A 19,055-nucleotide genomic window follows, 5' to 3' on the forward strand; every position below is an offset into this window, starting at 1 on the left:
GCCACAAGCAATTGCAGACTACTCCGCCGGTCGGGCGCCGCGCACGGTGGAGGGGTGAAGACTCCCTCGTCCCCTGACCGTCACCTTCCGTATCCGGCGTGGGGGCCTGGCATCGCGGCCGCCGCCTGCGCCACGGCCGTCGCCTACGCGGTGGCGCACTGGGTCCCTGCACTCAACCCGTCGATCGTCGCGGTGATCCTCGGCGCGCTCGTCACCAACCTGCGGCTGCACGCGGCCGCCCTGCACCCGGGCACCAGGCTCGCGGGGAAGCGGCTGCTGCGGATCGCCGTGGTGCTGCTCGGCCTCCAGCTCTCGCTGCCCGAGCTCGCGCGGCTCGGCGGCCGCGGCCTCGCCGTGGTCGCGGTCACGGTCGCCGCGACCTTCGTCGGGACGCGGCTGCTCGCCAGGGCGCTCGGGGTCTCGCCCGCGCGCGGGCTGCTCGTCGCCACCGGCTTCTCCATCTGCGGCGCGTCGGCCGTGGCCGCGATGGAGCCGGTCGCGGGCGGCGACGAGGACGACACCGGCGTCGCGGTCGCCCTCGTCACGCTCTGCGGGACCCTGGCGATCGTCGCCCTGCCCGCCCTGCGCGGCCCGCTCGGCCTCGACGTCGCCGACTTCGGCTCCTGGGTCGGCGCCAGCGTCCACGACGTCGGCCAGACCGTGGCCACGGCCCAGCGGGTGCCCGGCGCGCTCACCACGGCCGTCGTGGTGAAGCTGACCCGGGTGGTGCTGCTCGCGCCGCTGGTCGCCTCGGTCGGCCTCGCGGCCCGCCGCCGCGCGCCCGCCCCGGCGCGCACAGGCGCCATGGCAGCCCCCGCGCGCACGGCCGCGGCGCGCACGGTCGCCGGTACCGCCCCCGCGCCCGCAACGGCCTCCGCCCGTACGGTCGCCGGTACCACGCCCGCGCCGGCCCCCGCCGGTACCGCTCCCGCACCGGCCCCCGCCCACCCGGCGCCGGCCGGCACCCCCGCCCCCGCGACCTCGGCCGACACCCCCGCGGCCCCGGCCGACGCGGCGGCGGAGCGCAAGCTGCCGCCCCCGGTGCCCCTCTTCGTCGCGGGGTTCCTCGCGGCGATCGCGCTCACCAGCACCGGGCTGCTGCCCGCGCGGCTGCTCGCCGACGCGAAGACCCTCCAGTCCGTGCTGCTGGTCGCCGCGCTGTTCGGCCTCGGCACCGGTATCCACGTCCCCAACCTGGTCCGTACGGGCGGCCGCAGCCTCGTCCTTGGCCTGACGTCCTGGGTCCTGGTGGCCGCCGTCGCCTACGCCGGTGTGCGGGTCGCGGCGCTCTGAGCGGGCCGGCGCGCAGGGACGCGCTGGTCACGGGGGAGGGCGGATGCCATCATCACGTCCTATGGCGATCGAGCGGCAGACGTACAAGGGGCGGGCGTACCAGGAGATCCGCCAGATGCTCGTGGACGGCGAACTGGCCCCGGGGGCCAAGGTCGTGGTGCGGCTGCTGTCCGAGCGGCTCGCGCTCTCGCCCACGCCCATCAAGTCGGCGCTCGCCGGTCTGGAGCGCGACGGGTTCCTCGTCGCCGTGCCGCACCGCGGCTACTTCGTGCCCGAGGTCGCCGTCGAGGACATGCGGGAGATCTACGAGCTGCGCGAGGCGCTCGACGGCATCGCCGCGCGCAACGCCGCGGGCGCGCCGGACGCCGCCGCGTTCGTCAGCGGCACCCTGCGCCCCCTGTACGAGGAGCAGCGGCGGCTGCTCGACGAGCACGGCGGCGAGGGATACAGCGCCGTCGACGTGGCCTTCCACCGGGCGATCTGGCACGCCTCGGGCAACGCGCGCCTCGCGCAGTTCCTCGACAACCTCGGCGGCCAACTCCGGTTCGCCTCCGGCTCTTCCTCCCGGCTGCCCGGCCGCGTCCCCGAGGCGCTCGACGAGCACGAGGCCATCATGGCCGCCGTCGCAGCGGGCGACTCCGACCTCGCGGAACGCCTCTCCCGCGCCCATGTGCGCCGCGCCGCGGAAGCGTTCGGCGGCGTCGTCACCCGCGACTCGCCCCTCCCGTACCGCCCCGCGCCCTGACCGGCCCGCCGGCCGCGCGCGGCCCCCGCGCGCCCCGGTGTGAACGCGCTGTTAAGTCTTGCCCGGAAGATGACACGGGCTGAGACGGACTCTTGACGGGCGGCAAAACTTGGATTCAAAATCCAAATCACTCCTGTCCCGCCCGTACGAGGAGACCCATGGTGTACTCCGCCCTCAGCCATCTCGACTGCTCCAAGACCGGCAGGCGCTACGACGCCGACCTGGTCCAGGGGGTCAGTGAGGCGGGCGTGCCGCTGCTCGCCCGCTACGACCTCGAACAGGTCGCCGCCACCGTCACCCCCGCCGACATCGCCGCACGCCCCGCCGACCTCTGGCGCTACCACGAGGTACTGCCCGTGCGGGACGAGGCTCATGTCGTCACGCTCGGCGAGGGCATGACCCCGCTGCTGCCGCTCCCGTCGTACGGCGCCGCGATCGGCGTCCCCGGCCTGCTGATGAAGGACGAGGGCCTGATCCCCACCGGCACCTTCAAGGCGCGCGGCGCGGCCGTCGGCGTCTCCCGCGCCAAGGAGCTCGGGGTCACGGGCGTCGCGATGCCGACCAACGGCAACGCGGGCGCCGCCTGGGCGGTGTACGCGGCGCGCGCCGCGATGACCAGCCTGATCGCGATGCCCGTCGACGCCCCCTCGATCACCCGCGCCGAGTGCGTGGTCTCCGGCGCCGAGCTGTACCTCGTGGACGGCCTCATCGGCGACGCGGGCAAGCTCGTGGCCGCGGCGGTCGCCGAGCGCACCGGCTACCAGGAGGTCTCCACGCTCAAGGAGCCCTACCGGCTCGAAGGCAAGAAGACCATGGGCTACGAGATCGTCGAGCAGCTCGGCTGGCGGGCGCCCGACGTGATCCTCTACCCGGCGGGCGGCGGCGTCGGCCTCATCGGCATCTACAAGGCCCTCCTCGAAATGCGCGAACTGGGCTGGCTCAAGGGCGACCTGCCCCGGCTCGTCGCCGTCCAGGCCGAGGGCTGCGCGCCCCTCGTGGAGGCGTACGAACAGGGCAAGGACGAGAGCGTGCCCTTCCCCGACGCGCACACCGTCGCCTTCGGCATCACCGTGCCCAAGGCCCTCGGCGACTTCCTCGTCCTGGAGGCCGTCCGCAGGACCGAGGGCACGGCGATCGCCGTGAGCGACGCGGACCTCCTCGCCGAGCAGGCCGAACTCGCCCGCAAGGAAGGTGCGTTCATCTGCCCCGAGGGCGCGGCCTGCATGGCGGCAGCCAAGCAGCTGCGCGCCTCGGGCTGGCTGCGCGAGGGCGACCGCACGGTCGTGCTCAACACCGGTGCCGGCATCAAGTACCCCGAGACCGTCACGGTCGACGTCCCGACGCTCGCCGTCGACTCCCGTATCCCCTTCCCGTCGGCCGGCTGACCGCCTCACGGCGGCGGCCCACCGGCACCTCCCGGCAGGAGACGAACATGCGTCCTCCTCGGATCCCCCGGACCCCCCGAACACGCGCCGTAATTCGGGGCCTTGGGGCCCGCCGGGCAGCGGTGTGCGGAGGTGTCGCGGCGTTGCTCGCCGCGACCCTCACCGCCTGCGCCCTGCCCACCACGACCGGCGGTTCCGCCCCCGGTTCCGCCCGCCTCACGGCGGACCTGGCGAGCTACCCGGCGAGCCTCGACCCGGGGCTCCAGTACGACACCGACTCGTACTCCGTGTACCGCAACATCTTCGACCAGCTGCTGCACCGCGACCCGAAAACCAACAAGCCCGTCCCGTGGCTGGCCACCCGCTGGCGCCAGACGGACGCCACCACCTGGCAGTTCACCCTCCGCGACGACGCCAGGTTCACCGACGGCAGTCGGCTCACCGCCGCCGACGCCGCCTTCAGCATCGAGCGCATCCTCGACCCGAAGCTCGGCAGCCAGCAGAACGCCAACTTCTCCGCGATCTCCTCGGCGACCGGCCGCGGCGACACCCTCACCATCAGGACCGCCTACCCGTCGCCGACCCTGCTGACCTACCTCACCACGCTCTCCGTCGTGCCCGAGGCGTACGTCAAGAAGGTCGGCAACGCGCAGTTCAACCTCCACCCGATGGGCTCGGGCCCCTACGCCTTCGTCTCCGCGATCCCCGGCTCGCAGGTCGTGCTGCGCCGCAACGACCACTGGTGGGGGCACGAACCGCCCATCCGCCAGGTCACGTTCCGCGCGGTGCCGTCCGCCGCGAGCCGTGTCGCCGACCTCACGTCGGGCAAGGCCGACATCGCCGACTCGATGACACCGGACACGGCCATCCAGATGCGCAGCGCCAGCAACCTCGACGTGCTGTCGGCGCCCACCGAACGCGTCAGCTACCTCGCCTTCAACACCCTCAAGGGCGGGCCCACCGACGACCCCAGGGTGCGCCGCGCCATCAGCCTCGCCATCGACTACAAGTCCCTGATCAGCGCGTTGGAACAGGGCTACGCCAAGCAGGTCGACAGCGTCCTGACGCCGCTCGCCGTCGGCTATCCGAAGGCCCTCGCCCCCTACGCGTACGACCCGGCGAAGGCCCGCGCGCTCGTCAGGCGGGCGGGCGCCACCGGCAAGACCGTGGTGATGGCCACGTCGCCCACGTACGACCCGCAGATCGTGCAGGTCATCCAGGCCAACATCCAGGACACCGGGCTCAAGGTCGCCATCGACAACACCGATCAGGCCACCTACCTGAAGAAGGTGCAGGGCCCCACGCACGACTGGGGCTCCATCCGCTTCGGCCAGTGGTCCTGCTCCTGCCTCGACGCCGACGGGGTCGCCTACCCGCTGTTCCACACCGGCACGGTGTGGAGCTCGTACCACAACACCGCCTTCGACAGCCTCGTCGACCAGGCGCGGCAGACCCTCGACCCGGCGGCCCGCGACCGGCTCTACGCCCGGGCCTACGGCATCCTCGACAAGGACCTGCCCGGCATCGGCCTCTTCCAGATCTACTCCATCTACGGCGCCAACAAGCGGCTCCTGTGGCATCCCGACGCCCAACAGAGCTTCTACGTAGCCGACATGAGGTTCGCATCATGAACCTGGGCACACTCACCACCTTCGCGGGCCACATCGGCACCCGGTTCGGCCAGGCCCTGATCGCCCTGTGGGGCGTCACCACCGCCGTCTTCTTCGCCCTGCGCCTGTCCGGCGACCCGGCCCAGCTGCTCGCCCCGCAGGGCGCGACGCAGGCCGACATCGCCAGGCTGCGGCGGCAGTTGGGGCTCGACGTCTCCGTGTGGCACCAGTACGTCAGCTTCCTCGACGGGCTGCTCCACGGCGACCTCGGCTACTCCTACGTCCAGCACGAACCCGCCCTCACGCTGATCACCCAGCGCATCCCCTACACCGTCGACCTGGCGCTCGCCGCGCTGGTGCTCTCCGTGGTGTTCGGCGTCGGCGCCGGGATGGCGATGGCCCTCGGCAGGGGCCGCTGGCCCGAGCGCGTCCTGATGCCGGTCGTCCTCGTCGGGCAGGCCATGCCCGCCTTCTGGACCGGCATCCTGCTGATCCTGCTGTTCTCCGTCACCTTCCGCATCCTGCCGTCCACCGGCTACGGCGGCCTCACCTCGCTGATCCTGCCCGCCGTCACCCTCGCCTCGCTGTCCGCCGCGACCGTCGCCCGCATCACCCGCGGCGCCGTGCTCGAACAGCTCGGCAGGGACTATGTGCGCACCGCACGCTCCAAGGGCGCGTCCACCACCCGGCTCGTCGTGCGCCACCTCGCGCGCAACGTGTCCGTGCCGATCCTGACCGTCCTCGCCCTCGAAGTCGCGAACCTGCTCGGCGGCTCCGTCGTCACCGAGCTGATCTTCGCCTGGCCGGGCCTCGGCCAGCTCACCGTGCAGTCGGTCGACGGCCGGGACTTCCCGCTCGTCCAGGCCATCGTGATCCTGGCGGCGCTCGTGTACATCCTGGTCAACCTGGTCACCGACCTCGCGTACGCGCTCATCGACCCGCGCGTCACCGCACTCGGAAAGGGGGCCGGCGCATGAGCGGCGCGACGGCGACACCCGGCGCGGCACCGGTCGCGCCCCTCCCGGCGGCGGAGCCCCGCGTGCGCCGCACGCGGCGGCGCGGCCTCGTGCCCGCGGCCGTGGCGGTCCTCTACGTCCTGGTGGCGCTCTGCGCGCCGCTGATCTCCCCGTACGACCCCGACCACGCCGACCTGGTGGCCCGGCTCAGCGAGCCGTTCACCGCGGCGCACGGCCACTACCACCTGCTGGGGACCGACGCGCTCGGCCGCGACGTGCTCAGCCGCGTGCTGTACGGCTCCCGCGTCTCCATCGCGGTCGCCGCCGCCACCGTCCTGGTCTCCGGCGCCTTCGGGGTGCTCCTCGGGGTGCTCGCGGGCTGGTACCGGGGCTGGGTCGGTGTGGTCGTGATGCGGATCGCGGACATCGCGCTCTCCGTGCCGTTCTTCCTGCTGGCCATCCTGGTGGTGGCCGTGCTCGGCCCGAGCCTCGTCAACGTGGTGGTCTGCCTCGCCCTGGTGCGCTGGCCCCGCTACACCCGCATCGCGTACGCCGGCGTGCTGGAGACCTGCGAACGCGGCTTCGTGCGCGGCGCGATCGCCGTCGGCGCGCCGGGGCGGTGGATCGTCACGCGGCACGTGCTGCCCGAGGTGCTGCCGCTCGCCGTGGTCGTCGCGACTCTCGAACTCGGCCTGATGGTGGTCTTCGAGGCGTCCCTCTCCTTCATCGGCCTCGGCGTGCGCCCGCCCACCGCCTCGTGGGGCTCCATGCTCTCCGACGGCCAGCAGTACGTGGCCACCGCCTGGTGGCTCGTCACCTTCCCCGGACTCGCCCTCTTCGGACTCGTCCTCGCCGTCAACCTGCTCGGCGACACCGTGCGCGACCGGCTCGACCCGACCCGGCGCGTCCCCCGGCGGCCCTTCCGCAAGGCCTGCCCCGGGCGCGGCGGCCGGGCACCCGGGTGGCTGCGCACCGCCGCCCGCAGCGCGTCGAGGCCCGCAGGGCGGGACCCCGGCGCGTCAGCGCCCGCAGAGCAGGACCCCGCAGGGCAGGACCCCGCAGGGCAGGACCCCGGCGTATCCGGGCCCGCGGGGCAGGACCCCGGGGCCGCACCGCCGGGCACCGGCGGGTCCGCCCGGCACGACTCAGGCGCCGCGGCGCCGCCCGACACCGCACAGGAGGCATGACCGTGCCAGAGAACGCATTCACCGGCACCCGGGTGGTGGTGACGGGCGCCGCGGGGATCTTCGGCACCTGGATCGCCGAGGCGTTCGCCGCGGCCGGCGCCGACCTGCTGCTCACCGACGCACGCGAGGAGCCGCTCGCCGAGCTCGCCGGCCGCCTCGGCGCCCGGCACACCGCGGCCGACCTCGCGGACCCCGAGGGGCTCGCCGCGCTCGGCGACGCCGTCGCCGGCACCTGGGAGGCGCCGGACGTCCTCGTCAACAACGCGGGCCTGTACCCGCGCACGCCCCTCGCCACCACGGAACCCGCCGCGGTGCGGCGGGTGCTCGACGTCAACGTCGTCGCCCTGTTCGAGCTCTCCCGGCGCGCCGTCGAGGCGATGGTCGCCGCAGGGGTGCCCGGCCGCATCGTCAACATCTCCTCGGGCGCCGCCGTACGGCCAGGCGCAGGCGGCTCCGTCTACGCGGCGAGCAAGGCGGCCGTCGAGACGCTGACCCGGTCCATGGCGCTCGAAGTGGCCAGGCACGGCATCCGGGTCAACGCCGTGCAGCCGGGGTTCGCGCCGGGCAGCGAGGTCAGCGCCCTCACCGAGGACCATGTGCGCGCCATGCGCGACAGGATCCCCCTCGGCCGCACCTCGGGCCCGCACGACGCCCCCGCCGCCGTGCTCTGGCTGGCGTCCGACGACGCGTCGTTCGTCACCGGCACCACGCTCGCCGTGGACGGCGGCCGCACCGCGGGCGACTACACCCCGCCGCCCCCTGCGGCCCCGGCGCGGGAGGCCCGATGAGCGCCGCCTACCCCTGGCCCGGCGGACACCGCGCGGGCCTGTGCGTCACCTTCGACTTCGACGGCGAGTCCCCGCTGCTGTGGCGCCGCAGGAACGACCCGCCGGGCGACGCCGCAGAGCTGGAGCAGCGGCGCTACGGCCCGCGCCGCGGCGTCCACCACATCCTCGACACCCTCGACCGCACCGGCGTGCGCGCCACCTTCTACGTGCCCGGCTGGATCGCGCACACCTACCGTGGGGCCGTCGCCGAGATCCACGCGGCCGGCCACGAACTGGCCCTGCACGGCTGGTGCCACGAGCCGCCTGCCGATCTCGCCCCCGACGAACTGCGCGCCACCCTGACCCGCGCGAGCGACCTGCTCGCCGAGATCAGCGGCGTACGGCCCGCCGGCTACCGCTCGCCCAGCTTCCGCATGTCACCCGAGGGATTCGAGGTGCTCGCCGGACTCGGCCTCTCGTACGACAGCTCCCTGATGGGCGACGACCGGCCGTACCGCATCGGCGGCCTCGTGGAGATCCCCGTCGACTGGGCCACCGACGACGCCGTCTACTACCGCTACACCGGCGGCGGCGAGAGCCACCCGCCCTACGGCGCGCCCTCCCTCTACGACGCCTGGCACGCCGAGCTCGCCGGCGCCCGCGAGGCGGGCACCCTGGTCGACCTGACCCTGCACCCCTGGCAGTCCGGCCGCCCGGCCCGCGCCCTGCGACTGCGCCAACTGCTCAGCGACGCCAAGGACTTCGGCGACATCTGGATCGGCACCGCGGGAGAGCTCGCCGCCCACCACCGGGACACCGCCAAGGACGCGCCCGGCACCCTCGACCTGCCCGCCCGCACCCTGGGATGGCCGCTGTGACGACAACAGGCACCGCCGCCTCCGCGGCACCCGCGACCGACCCCGTGCTCGACGTGCGCGACCTGCGCGTCTCCTTCGGCCCCGGACTCGACGCCGTGACCGGGCTGACCCTGAGCGCGCGCCGCGGCGAGACCGTCGCCGTGGTCGGCGAGTCCGGCTGCGGCAAGACCCTCAGCGCCCTCGCCCTCACCGGGCTGCTGCCCGAGGGCGCCACCGCCACCGGATCGGCCGTACTCGACGGGCACCAGCTCGTCGGCCGCGGCGAGCGCAGGTGGCGGCGGCTGCGCGGCTCCAAGGTCAGCATGATCTTCCAGGACGCCGCCACCGCGCTGAACCCGCTGATGTCCGTGGGCGCCCAGATCGAGGAGGTCATGGCGATCCACGGCACCCACGGCAGGGCCGCGCGCCGGGCCCGCGCCGTGGAACTGCTCGCCTCCGTCGGCGTACCCGACCCGGCGGCCCGCGCCCGCAGCCACCCGCACCAGCTCTCCGGCGGCATGCGGCAGCGCGTGATGATCGCGATCGCGCTCGCCGGGTCGCCCGACCTCGTCGTGGCCGACGAGCCCACCACCGCGCTCGACGTCACCGTGCAGGCCCAGGTCCTCGCGCTGCTGCGGGAGTCGACGCGGGACGCCGCGGTCCTCTTCATCACCCACGACATGGGCGTGGTCGCCGAGATCGCGGACCGCGTCGTGGTGATGTACGCGGGCAGCGTGGTGGAGGCCGGGCCGCTCGACGAGGTGCTCGAACGCCCCCACCACCCCTACACCGGGGCGCTGCTCGCGTCCGTGCCCGACCCGGACACCCCGCGCGTCGGCGACCTGCCGACCATCCCCGGACGGGTGCCGCCGCTCGGCGAACGCGGCACGGGCTGCCCCTTCCGCGACCGCTGCCCCAAGGCCGCGGACCGCTGCGCCGAGCGGCCCCCGCTGACCGAGGCCACCCCCGGCGGCTCGGCGGTGGCCTGCTGGTTCCCCGACCACCTGTCTTTGACGCCCGGCCCCGGCGAAGGGGTGGCCCCCGCCGCCGACCGCCCCGGGGCCGCGCACCCCGGTGCCGTACGGCCCGACGCATCGACCACCCCGCAGCAGGAGGACACGCCATGACGGTCCCCACCCCGGCCGCCCCGGAGGGACCGCTGGTCCGCGCCGAGGGCCTCACCAAGCGCTACAGCGTCCGCACCCGCGCGGGGCGGCGCACCCTGACCGCGGTCGACCGGGTCGACCTGGCCGTCGGCGCCGGCCGCATCGTCGCCGTCGTCGGCGAGTCCGGCTGCGGCAAGTCCACGACGGGACGGCTGCTGCTCGCCCTGGAACGCCCGAGCGACGGCACCGTCACCGTGGCGGGACGGGACGTGAACCGGCTGCCGAAGAAGGAACTGCGCGCGCTGCGCCGCGACATGCAGCCCGTCTTCCAGGACCCCTACGACTCGCTCAACGGCCGCATGAGCGTCGCGAGCATCCTCGCCGAGCCCGCCAGGGTGCACGGCGTCGCGCAGGGCGGGCCGGGCGGCGCCCGCCCGGTCGGTGAACTCCTCGACCTGGTCGGGCTCGGCGCCGCCTACGCCGAGCGCTACCCGCACGAGCTCTCCGGCGGGCAGCGCCAGCGCGTCGCGATCGCCCGCGCGCTCGCCCTGGACCCGAAGTTCGTGGTGTGCGACGAGGCGGTCTCCGCGCTCGACGTGTCCGTGCAGGCCCAGGTGGTCAACCTGCTCAGCTCGCTCCAGCGGGAACTGGGCCTCGCCTACCTGTTCATCAGCCACGACCTCGCCCTGGTGCGCTACCTCGCCCACGAGACGGCCGTCATGTACCTGGGCCGCGTCGTCGAACAGGGGCCCACCGCCGAGCTGTTCGCCGACCCGCGCCACCCGTACACGCAGCTGCTGCTCGCCGCCGTGCCCCGCCCGCGCGCCCGGCGGGGCGGCGAGCGGCGCGCCGTGGCAGCCGCCGGCGACCTGCCGAGCCCCCTCGACCGGCCCGCGGGCTGCGTGTTCTCCACCCGCTGTCCGCTCGCCACCGACCGCTGCCGCAGCGAGGAACCCGCCCTGCGGCCTGTCGGCACCGCGGGCCGCACCGCCGCCTGCCACTACGCGGAGACCGCGGAGGCCGCGGCATGACCACCACGCACCCGGGCGCCACGCCCGCGGCGCCGCTCGCGGTCGCCGCCCGCGCGCACACCGAGGACCTGCGCGGCGAACTCCTCGCGCTCAGCCACGCGGTGCACGCCGAGCCCGAGCTGCGCTTCGAGGAGCACGCCGCCGCCGCCAGGCTGCGCGCCCTGCTCGACGCCCACGGCTTCGCCGTCGAGGCGGGCACCGCGGGACTGCCCACCGCCTTCCGCGCCACCCACGAGCAGGGCAGCGGCGGCCCGACGCTCGTCGTCTTCTGCGAGTACGACGCGCTGCCGGGACTCGGCCACGGCTGCGGCCACAACGTCATCGCGGCGGCGGGCGCCGGCGCGGCGCTCGCCGCCGCGCGCCTCCTCGCGGAGCGCCGCGTGCCGGGCCGCATCGTCGTGTTGGGCAGCCCGGGGGAGGAGGGCGGCGGCGGCAAGGTGCGGCTCGTCGAGGCGGGCGCGCTCGACGGCGTGGACGCCGCCGTCATGGTGCACGCCGCCGGATACGACGCCGTCTCCCGCACCAACCTCGGCAGGCTCTCCCTCGAAGCGGTCTTCACCGGCCGCGCCTCGCACGCCTCCGCCGCCCCCGAGGGCGGCAGGAACGCGCTGGACGCCGCGACCCTGCTGCTGGTCGCGATCGGGCTGCTGCGCCAGCAGACCACCCCGGACACCCGCATCCACGCGAAGGTCGCGGAGGGCGGCCAGTCGATCAACATCATCCCCGAGCGCACCCGCGTCGAACTCTTCGCCCGGTGCCTGGACAGCGGCTACCTGCGCGGCCGGCTGCTCGACGCCGTACGGGACTGCGTGCGCGGCGCCGCCATCGCCACCGGCACCTCGTACACCTTCGACGAGGTCGCGCCCGCCTACGACCCGGTGCTCGCCAACCCGGTGCTCGCGGGCCTCGCCGCCGACGCGTTCGCCGCCCTCGGGCGGCCCGTGCCGCCGGGCAGCGGCTGGGCGGGCGCCGCGGGCTCCACCGACATGGGCAACGTCAGCCAACGGGTTCCCGCCCTGCACCCGTACATCTGCGCCGTGCCGGGAACCGCCCTGCACACCAGGGACTTCGCGGCCGGCGCCGCGGGCCCCGCGGCGGACGCCGCGGTACTCGACGGCGCCGCGATGCTCGCGGGCGTCCTCGGGGCGCTGTTCACCGGACCCGACGAACTCGCGCGCGCCAAGGCCGAGTTCGCCGCCGCCACCGGAGGGGACCGATGACCGGGGCCGTGCCGGAGGACCTGGCGGCGCTCGCCCTGCCCGGCGCACCCGACCTCGCCCCCTGCGGCGCCTGGGGGGTCGCGGCCGTGCAGCGCGTCGACACCTCGTACGCCCGCTACACCAGCGCCCTGTGGCGCTTCGAGACCGCCGACGGGGCCGCCCCGCCCCGTCGGCTCACCCCCGAGGGCCCCTGGTCGGACACGGCGCCCGCCGTCGCGCCCGACGGCACCCGCGTCGCCTTCCGCAGCGACCGCGACGGGACACAGCGCCTGTGGCTCGCCGGCGCCGAGGGCGGCGAACCCGCCCCGCTCGACGGCGCCCCCGAGGGCCGCCCGGCCGAGTACGTCTGGCTCGACGCGCAGCGGCTGCTGGTCCGCTGCGCCCGGCGGGCGGAACCGGCGGGCGCGCCCGTGGTGGTGGACTGGCTGCGCTACAAGAGCGACGGCGAGCCCGGCCCCGTGGAGCCCGTCGACACGCTGTGGGTCCTGCGCCTCGACCGTACGGGCGCCCGCTGCGCCGCGCGGCTGCTGCGCGACGGCGGCGCCGCCCTCAGGCTGAGCCACCCGGCGCCCGACGCGCGCGGCGGCGTGTTCTACGCGGCGCGCCCGCGCCACAGCGACGCGCTCCACCCCGGCGGCGAGGTGCGCAGGTTCGATATGGCGAGCGGCGAGGACACCCTCGTCCTGCGCTTCCCCGCGCCGGTGCGCGCGCTCGCCGTGACCGCGTCGGGCCGCCCGGTCGCGCTTGCGGGCTCCGCCGCCGGGCACAGCGTGGAGCCGCCGCGTGTGCGGTGGGCCGACGACGGCACCCCGGTCTTCCCCGGGCAGGACCTGGAGTGCGAGCGCGTCCTGCTCGCCGACTCCCGCGCGCTGGGCGCGCCGCGGCTGCTTGCCACGGCGGGCGAGCGCGTGCTGTTCGCGGCGACGGTCGCGGGCGAGGTCGCACTGTACGCGGGGGAGCCGGGCGGGGCGGCGGCCCGCATCGGCCCGTCCGGGCGCTCCGTCGCGGACTTCGCCGCCGCGCCAGACGGCACCCTCGCGCTCTGCCTGGAGTCGGCGGCCGAGCCGGTCGAGCTGTACGCGGGGCAGCGGCGCGTCTCGTCGTTCAACACCGCCTGGGCGCGGGACGCGCGCCCGGTGGCGCCCGAGGAGGTCTCCGCGGTCTCCGCCGACGGGCTGACCGTGCGGGGCCTGCTGTACCGCGCGTCCGCGGGGCGCGGCGACACGCTGCTGCGGGTGCACGGCGGCCCGCACATGGTGTACGGCAACGCCTTCGACCTGGAGACGCAGAGCCTCGTCGCCGCCGGCTTCCACGTGCTGCTGCCCGAGGTGCGCGGCGGCGCGGGCCGCGGCACGGCCTTCCGCGCACTGAGCGTGGACGGCTGGGGCCGCGGCGACCTCGACGACGTGCTGGCCCTCGCCGACCTGGCCGTCGCCACCGGGCTCGCCCCCGCGGACCGGCTCTACCTCGCGGGCGGCAGCTACGGCGGCTACCTCACCAACTGGGCGCTGACCAGGACCGGCCGCTTCCGCGCCGCCGTCTCCGAGCGCTCCGTGGCCAACCTGGTGTCCAAGTACGGCACGTCCGACAACGGATTCACCGTCAACCGCCACGAGTTCGGCGGCACCGACCTGTACGAAGCGGCAGGCGCGGCCCGCCTGTGGGAGCGCTCGCCGCTCGCCCACGTGGCCGACGTCACCACGCCGCTGCTGCTGATCCACGGCGAGGCCGACCAGCGCTGCCCCGTCGAGCAGTCCGAGCAGTTCTACGCGGCCCTGCGCAGGCGCGGCCACGAGACCGTCCTCGCCCGCTACCCCGGCGCCTCCCACTCCTTCGCCACCTCAGGCCGCCCCGACCACCGCCTCCACCGCCTCCACCTCATCCTCCACTGGCTCCGCACCCACGCCGCCCGCGAACCCGCGACAGGCGCCACCCCACCCCGCCCCGCCGCATAGCGGGCCGGGCCCGCCCCGCGCCCCGCGCCTTCGTGAACGCCAACCGGCCGGGCCCCGTCGGTGTGGGCTCGGCCGGTCGTGGTGCGGGGCGGGAGGGGTCAGGCCGTGGGGGCCGGCTTGGTCTCCTCCTCCTTGGAGAACGCGCCCGCCGTGGTGCGCAGCGGCACCTCCTTGATCATCAGCGACAGGACGAACGCGATGACCAGCACGGCGGCGCCGACCAGGAAGGCCACCGAGATCGAGTCGGTGAAGCCGACCTTGAAGGGGTGCGCGAGCGCGGGGTCGAGCCTCGTGAGGAACGACGTGTCGTTCAGTGCGCTGCTGTTGGCGTGCGTCAGCTGCCGCAGCTGCTCGGGGTGGGCCTGCGCCGCCTTCTGGAAGGCGGGCGAGGACTGCGCGGCCGAGAACGCGTGGCTGATCTTGCCGACCACCAGCGAGTACACGATGGAGAGGAACACCGCGACACCCACGGTGCCGCCCATCTGCCGGAAGAACGTGGTCGACGAGGTCGCCACGCCGATGTCGCGCGGCGGCACGGCGTTCTGCATCGCCAGCACGATCGTCTGCATGTTCAGGCCGAGGCCCGCGCCGACGACGAACATCGCGAAGTCGATGTAGAGCAGCCCGCTGTCGGCCGTCATGCGCCACAGCATCAGCATGCCGGCGACCAGCAGCACACAGCCGATGACCGGGAAGATCTTGTACTTGCCGGTGCGCGAGGTGACCTGGCCGGAGACGAGCGAGAGCAGCATGATGCCGAGGACCAGCGGCAGTGTCAGCAGGCCCGCCTTGGTGGGCGAGTTGCCCTTCACCAGCTGGAGGTAGAGCGGCAGCAGCGTGATGCCGCCGAACATGCCGATGCCGATGATGAACGACTGCGCGGTGCCGACGGCGAAGACGCCGTTCTTGAACAGCCGCATGGGCAGCAGCGCGTCGTCCCCCGCGCGCCGCTCGGCCAGCAGGAACAGCACGATGCCCACGGCGCCGATGATGTACCCGGCGAGCGAGCGTCCCGAGCCCCAGCCCCACTCGCGGCCCTGCTCGGCGACGACCAGCAGCGGCACCAGCGCGATCACCAGCGAGACCGCGCCCTGGTAGTCGATGCGGTGGTCGCGGCGGACGTGGTCGAGGTGCAGCACCTTCGCGACGACGATGAGCGCGGCGACGCCGATCGGGACGTTGATCAGGAAGATCCAGCGCCAGCCGTCGATGCCCGCGACCGTGCCCGCGCCGGCGAGCGCGCCGCCGATGACCGGGCCCAGCACGCTGGACGTGCCGAAGACGGCCATGAAGTAGCCCTGGTACTTGGCACGTTCACGCGGCGGGATGATGTCGCCGATGATCGCGAGGGCCAGCGAGAACAGACCGCCTGCGCCGATGCCCTGGAAGGCGCGGAACGCGGCGAGCATGTACATCGAGGTGGACAGCGTGCACAGCGCCGAGCCCACGATGAACACGGATATCGCGAACATGAAGAACGGCTTGCGCCCGTACTGGTCGGACAGCTTGCCGTACAGCGGCGTCGCGATCGTCGAGGTGATGAGGAACGCCGTGGTCACCCACGCCTGCGCGGTCAGGCCGTGCAGGCTCTCGCCGATCTTGTAGATCGCCGTGGAGACGACGGTCTGGTCGAGCGCGGCCAGGAACATGCCCAGCAGCAGGCCGGACAGGATCACCATGATCTGCCGGTGCGTGTAGCCGGTCGGTCTCGGCTCCTCGGAGCTCCCCGGGCCGACGTTGGCCGACGCGGCGTCGGTGGACGTCATTGAGTGGTTTCCTTTCGGGTCGCCGGACGGGCAGGTGCCCAGTCGGAGTCGGCGAGCGAGGTCTTGTAGGTCTGGAAGTCGTCGGCGAAGCGGTCGAGGAGCGTCGCGAGGCGGCCGCGCTCCGCGTCGTCCCAGGAGTGCAGCATCTGCTCGTAGTGCCGGTTCCTGCGCTGCTTGCGCTCGTCGACCGCGTCCCGCGCCTTGGCGGTCGCGGTGAGCAGGCTGGCGCGGCCGTCGACCGCGTCGGCGTGGCGTTCGAGGAAGCCGTCCCGTACGAGCTGGGCGACGTGCCTGCTGACCGTGGAGGGGTCGGACTGGACCAGCTCGGCCAGTTCCTTCACGCGCAGGGGCCCCTGCGCGACCACGGCCCCCATCAGCAGGAACGTCGACCAGTCGACGTCGTTGCGCGCCTTGTCGAGCATGTGCTGACGGGCCTTGAGGAACAGGTGCATCAGCCGCTCCATGCCCTCGGCCAGCCGGGCCGTCGGATCGGGGCGCGTGCTGTCGTCCGGCGTCGCGTACGCCGGCTCCTGGCGTTGCTGCGGGGGCACGCCGCTCATGCCCTGCCCTCCCTCTGGCTGCGTCATGCAAGTGCATGCGTCATACAAGTGCTTGCCTTGCACAACTATATCGCGTTGGTGGCGTTCATATGACCGCAGGGAGGGGCGTGGGGGAGGGGCGTGGGAAAGCGTCCGCCGCGCTCGCAGCGGCGGGACCCGCGCCGGGCGCGCGAGCGGCGGCTGCGGCCCGAATCCCTTGATCGTCCCCGCGGAAAAGGGGCCAGGCCCGCGATACGGCTCGCCCCCGAGGTTCCACGGGCCCCCGCGCCGGGCATCACCCGCGGATGAACCGGCCGGGGCGCCCGTCCCGCCGCGCCCGAGCGCACCCCCGAGGGAAGACTCATGAGCCGATCCCGTACGGCCGCACGCGCACGAAACCGTACCGCCGCCTTCACACTCGAAGGGGAGGTGGCGTGCCCCGCCCGGCTGACGGTGGGCGACCTGCGCACCCGCTGGCGCCAGCGCCGCGCCGACGTCGTCTTCCACTGTCTGAAGGCCGGGCCGCAGCCGCACTCCTTCAGCGGCCCGCTGCTGCGGGACGTCGTCGCGGACGCGGGCCCCGTCTTCGGCGGCCCGGGCCGCAAGGCCCGTGCGGGCTTCGTCCTCGCGGTCGACGGCGGCGACGGCCACGGCACCGTGCTCTCCTGGGCCGAGATCGACGCCGACTTCGGCGACGTGCCCGTGCTGCTCGCCACCGACATGGACGGCCGCGGCCTGGAAGCCGAGGGCGCCCAGCTCGTCGTCCCCTCCGACTACTGCGGCGCGCGGTACGTCAGCGCCGTCACGGCCGTACGGCTGACCGGGTGGCCGCGGGTCGCGGCGCTGATGGCCCGGGACCTGCCGGCGGCCGCCGCACCGCGCACCGGGCTGCCCGCGGCGGCCGTCTCAGTCGACGGCGAGTGAGACCTCGGTCGACTTGATCAGCGCCACCACCTCGCTGCCCTCGGCGAGCGCGAGGTCGGCGACCGCGTCCCTGGTGACCGCGGCGGCCAGCTCGGCGCCCGCGACGGCCACCCGCACGTCGGCCATGGCGCCCCCCGCCGTCACACCGGTGACCGTGCCGGGCAGCCGGTTGCGGATCGACACCGCGCCGACCTGCCCGGTGGCCAGGGCCACCTCGGTCGACTTGACCAGCGCGCGCACGGGGGTGCCCGCGGCGATGCCGAGCTCGCGTACCGCGTCCGCGGTGATCGCCGCCGTCAGGTCCTGGCCGCCGTCGAGCCGTACCCGTACGACGGCCATCGCCTGGCCCGCCTCCACCGAGGCGACCGTGCCGGACAGTTGGTTGCGGATGCTCAGACTCATGGGCGCCTCGCCTGTCGGGAGCGGGAAACGGTCGGCGACGGTCGTCACGGACGGCCGTCACGCCCCCGATTCTCGCCACCCGCCCCGGCCCCCGCACCCCGGGAGCGGCCCCCGCACCCCGGGAGCCGCCGCGCTCCCGCACGGCCCGGCGCGGACCGCGTGCCAGAATGCGGCAGGCCCCAGAAGGACGGACGGGCGGACGACCGGACGGACGGCGAACCGGGCCGGGCGGGCGCGGCAGCGGAGGCGGAAGGGGCGGCGATGAGCGGCACGGACGGCACGGCCGGCACGGCGGGAACCGGCGGCACGGAGCCCTGGCAGTGGGACGAGCCGACCTGGCGCGGCCATGTCGGCGCCGTACGGGCGGGCCGCCCGCTGCGCCCGGCCCGCTGGCCGGGCGGCGCACGCGCGGCCGTCGCCCTCTCCTTCGACTCGGACCACGAGACGATCCCGCTCAGGAACGACGAGACCCACCCGGGCAAGCTCTCCCAGGGCGAGTACGGCGCGCGCGCCGGCGTGCCGCGCGTCCTGCGGCTGCTGCGCGACAGGTCCGTGCCCGCGACGTTCTTCATGCCCGCCGTCTCCGCGCTCCTCCACCCCGACGAGGTACGTGCGTACGTCGACGGCGGCCACGAAGTGGCCCTGCACGGCTGGATCCACGAGCGCAACACCCAGTTGGCCGCCGCCGACGAGCGCGAGCTCGCCCTCCGCGCCGCCGACACCCTGGAGTCGCTCGCGGGCCGGCGCCCGGTCGGCATCAGGACGCCGTCCTGGGACTTCTCCGACCACACCCTCGCGATCTCCCGCGAACTCGGCCTCGCCTACGACTCCTCGCTGATGGCCGACGACGAGCCGTACGAGATCCTCGACCACGGCGAGCCCACCGGCATGGTGGAGATCCCCGTCGAGTGGATCCGCGACGACGCCCCGTACTTCACGATGGACCGCTTCACCTCCTCCCGGCCCTACACCCCGCCCCGCGGCGTCCTTACGCTGTGGCGCGACGAGTTCGACCTGGCCGTCGAGGAGGGCGGCCTGTTCCAGCTGACGATGCACCCGCACGTCATCGGCCACCGCTCCCGCTTCCTGATCCTGCGCGAGCTGCTCGACCACATCGGCACCCACGACGTCTGGTACGCCACCCACGAGGAGCTCGCCGCCTACGTGGCCCGGGAGTGTCCGGCGGCGTAACACCTCGGCGGGCGGCCCCCGTTCGGGTAGTCGTTCGGCTACTCTCGGCAAGGCGGCCGGGGACTCCCCGCGCACGCCCCGCACCCCGTGGGACGAGCGGGGCGCAGGGGCGGTCGGAGCC

At 74.6% G+C, this 19,055-nt stretch carries 17 protein-coding genes; 14 read left to right on the forward strand and 3 right to left on the reverse strand.

Translation table 11 applies throughout. From position 1 onward, the window contains the following. Positions 1-54: 54 nt before the first annotated feature. The 12 genes from AB0910_RS03985 (at position 55) to AB0910_RS04040 (ending at position 14,112) form a co-directional block, all read left to right on the forward strand. On the forward strand, positions 55-1,293 hold the full coding sequence (locus tag AB0910_RS03985) for a putative sulfate exporter family transporter (RefSeq protein ID WP_366742913.1): 1,239 nt from the start codon (positions 55-57) through the stop codon (positions 1,291-1,293). A 61-nt stretch (positions 1,294-1,354) separates the two neighbouring features. Continuing rightward, on the forward strand, positions 1,355-2,038 hold the full coding sequence (locus AB0910_RS03990) for a GntR family transcriptional regulator (RefSeq protein ID WP_366742914.1): 684 nt from the start codon (positions 1,355-1,357) through the stop codon (positions 2,036-2,038). Positions 2,039-2,196: 158 nt separating this feature from the next. Beyond that, the gene (locus AB0910_RS03995) at positions 2,197-3,423 is read left to right on the forward strand and encodes a threonine synthase (RefSeq protein ID WP_366742915.1); all 1,227 of its coding nucleotides are present in this window, start codon (positions 2,197-2,199) and stop codon (positions 3,421-3,423) included. A 143-nt stretch (positions 3,424-3,566) separates the two neighbouring features. Continuing rightward, positions 3,567-5,054 (forward strand): ABC transporter substrate-binding protein, encoded by a 1,488-nt coding sequence (locus tag AB0910_RS04000; RefSeq protein WP_366742916.1) that lies wholly within the window; start codon positions 3,567-3,569, stop codon positions 5,052-5,054. Continuing rightward, complete coding sequence (locus tag AB0910_RS04005; RefSeq protein ID WP_366742917.1) at positions 5,051-6,010, forward strand: ABC transporter permease; 960 nt, start codon at positions 5,051-5,053, stop codon at positions 6,008-6,010. Before AB0910_RS04000 ends, AB0910_RS04005 begins: the two co-directional genes overlap by 4 nt. Further along, positions 6,007-7,176, forward strand: a complete 1,170-nt coding sequence (locus AB0910_RS04010; protein ID WP_366742918.1) for an ABC transporter permease subunit — start codon at positions 6,007-6,009, stop codon at positions 7,174-7,176. The genes AB0910_RS04005 and AB0910_RS04010 overlap by 4 nt, the downstream gene beginning before the upstream one ends. Before the next feature lie 2 nt (positions 7,177-7,178). Continuing rightward, the gene (locus AB0910_RS04015; protein WP_366742919.1) at positions 7,179-7,964 is read left to right on the forward strand and encodes an SDR family oxidoreductase; all 786 of its coding nucleotides are present in this window, start codon (positions 7,179-7,181) and stop codon (positions 7,962-7,964) included. Then, positions 7,961-8,821 (forward strand): polysaccharide deacetylase family protein, encoded by an 861-nt coding sequence (locus tag AB0910_RS04020; RefSeq protein ID WP_366742920.1) that lies wholly within the window; start codon positions 7,961-7,963, stop codon positions 8,819-8,821. Before AB0910_RS04015 ends, AB0910_RS04020 begins: the two co-directional genes overlap by 4 nt. Next, positions 8,818-9,927: an ABC transporter ATP-binding protein gene (locus tag AB0910_RS04025; protein WP_366742921.1), complete on the forward strand. Its 1,110-nt coding sequence runs from the start codon at positions 8,818-8,820 to the stop codon at positions 9,925-9,927. The genes AB0910_RS04020 and AB0910_RS04025 overlap by 4 nt, the downstream gene beginning before the upstream one ends. Beyond that, positions 9,924-10,937 (forward strand): oligopeptide/dipeptide ABC transporter ATP-binding protein, encoded by a 1,014-nt coding sequence (locus tag AB0910_RS04030; RefSeq protein ID WP_366742922.1) that lies wholly within the window; start codon positions 9,924-9,926, stop codon positions 10,935-10,937. Before AB0910_RS04025 ends, AB0910_RS04030 begins: the two co-directional genes overlap by 4 nt. Continuing rightward, positions 10,934-12,157 carry an amidohydrolase gene (locus tag AB0910_RS04035; RefSeq protein WP_366742923.1) on the forward strand — a complete coding sequence of 408 codons (1,224 nt, stop codon included), beginning with the start codon at positions 10,934-10,936 and terminating at the stop codon, positions 12,155-12,157. Before AB0910_RS04030 ends, AB0910_RS04035 begins: the two co-directional genes overlap by 4 nt. Beyond that, a complete protein-coding gene (locus AB0910_RS04040) occupies positions 12,154-14,112 on the forward strand; it encodes a S9 family peptidase (protein ID WP_366742924.1) in 1,959 nt (652 codons plus the stop codon). Before AB0910_RS04035 ends, AB0910_RS04040 begins: the two co-directional genes overlap by 4 nt. Before the next feature lie 98 nt (positions 14,113-14,210). Here the strand turns inward: AB0910_RS04040 and AB0910_RS04045 are convergent, their stop codons facing one another. Then, positions 14,211-15,878, reverse strand: coding sequence for an MDR family MFS transporter (locus tag AB0910_RS04045; RefSeq protein WP_366742925.1), 1,668 nt, complete (start codon positions 15,876-15,878; stop codon positions 14,211-14,213). Next, a complete protein-coding gene (locus AB0910_RS04050; RefSeq protein ID WP_366742926.1) occupies positions 15,875-16,438 on the reverse strand; it encodes a MarR family transcriptional regulator in 564 nt (187 codons plus the stop codon). Before AB0910_RS04050 ends, AB0910_RS04045 begins: the two co-directional genes overlap by 4 nt. A 342-nt stretch (positions 16,439-16,780) precedes the next feature. On the opposite strand from AB0910_RS04050, the gene AB0910_RS04055 reads away from it, so the two are divergent. Next, positions 16,781-17,341, forward strand: a complete 561-nt coding sequence (locus AB0910_RS04055; protein WP_366742927.1) for a molybdopterin-dependent oxidoreductase — start codon at positions 16,781-16,783, stop codon at positions 17,339-17,341. Here AB0910_RS04055 and AB0910_RS04060 read toward each other — a convergent pair. After that, a complete protein-coding gene (locus tag AB0910_RS04060; protein ID WP_366742928.1) occupies positions 17,324-17,743 on the reverse strand; it encodes a TOBE domain-containing protein in 420 nt (139 codons plus the stop codon). The genes AB0910_RS04055 and AB0910_RS04060 overlap by 18 nt on opposite strands. Before the next feature lie 261 nt (positions 17,744-18,004). On the opposite strand from AB0910_RS04060, the gene AB0910_RS04065 reads away from it, so the two are divergent. Beyond that, positions 18,005-18,934, forward strand: coding sequence for a polysaccharide deacetylase (locus AB0910_RS04065; protein WP_366742929.1), 930 nt, complete (start codon positions 18,005-18,007; stop codon positions 18,932-18,934). Positions 18,935-19,055: the final 121 nt, after the last annotated feature.

Source organism: Streptomyces sp. NPDC047002 (assembly GCF_040704505.1).
GTDB lineage: Bacteria > Actinomycetota > Actinomycetes > Streptomycetales > Streptomycetaceae > Streptomyces.

What these genes read in the sequence shown, in the direction of transcription:
- AB0910_RS03990 (WP_366742914.1), top strand. Translation starts at nt 1,355, where the DNA reads ATGGCGATCGAGCGGCAGACGTACAAGGGGCGGGCGTACCAGGAGATC.
- AB0910_RS03995 (WP_366742915.1), top strand. Translation starts at nt 2,197, where the DNA reads ATGGTGTACTCCGCCCTCAGCCATCTCGACTGCTCCAAGACCGGCAGG.
- AB0910_RS04005 (WP_366742917.1), top strand. Translation starts at nt 5,051, where the DNA reads ATGAACCTGGGCACACTCACCACCTTCGCGGGCCACATCGGCACCCGG.
- AB0910_RS04010 (WP_366742918.1), top strand. Translation starts at nt 6,007, where the DNA reads ATGAGCGGCGCGACGGCGACACCCGGCGCGGCACCGGTCGCGCCCCTC.
- AB0910_RS04020 (WP_366742920.1), top strand. Translation starts at nt 7,961, where the DNA reads ATGAGCGCCGCCTACCCCTGGCCCGGCGGACACCGCGCGGGCCTGTGC.
- AB0910_RS04030 (WP_366742922.1), top strand. Translation starts at nt 9,924, where the DNA reads ATGACGGTCCCCACCCCGGCCGCCCCGGAGGGACCGCTGGTCCGCGCC.
- AB0910_RS04035 (WP_366742923.1), top strand. Translation starts at nt 10,934, where the DNA reads ATGACCACCACGCACCCGGGCGCCACGCCCGCGGCGCCGCTCGCGGTC.
- AB0910_RS04040 (WP_366742924.1), top strand. Translation starts at nt 12,154, where the DNA reads ATGACCGGGGCCGTGCCGGAGGACCTGGCGGCGCTCGCCCTGCCCGGC.
- AB0910_RS04045 (WP_366742925.1), bottom strand. Translation starts at nt 15,878, where the DNA reads ATGACGTCCACCGACGCCGCGTCGGCCAACGTCGGCCCGGGGAGCTCC.
- AB0910_RS04050 (WP_366742926.1), bottom strand. Translation starts at nt 16,438, where the DNA reads ATGAGCGGCGTGCCCCCGCAGCAACGCCAGGAGCCGGCGTACGCGACG.
- AB0910_RS04055 (WP_366742927.1), top strand. Translation starts at nt 16,781, where the DNA reads ATGAGCCGATCCCGTACGGCCGCACGCGCACGAAACCGTACCGCCGCC.
- AB0910_RS04060 (WP_366742928.1), bottom strand. Translation starts at nt 17,743, where the DNA reads ATGAGTCTGAGCATCCGCAACCAACTGTCCGGCACGGTCGCCTCGGTG.
- AB0910_RS04065 (WP_366742929.1), top strand. Translation starts at nt 18,005, where the DNA reads ATGAGCGGCACGGACGGCACGGCCGGCACGGCGGGAACCGGCGGCACG.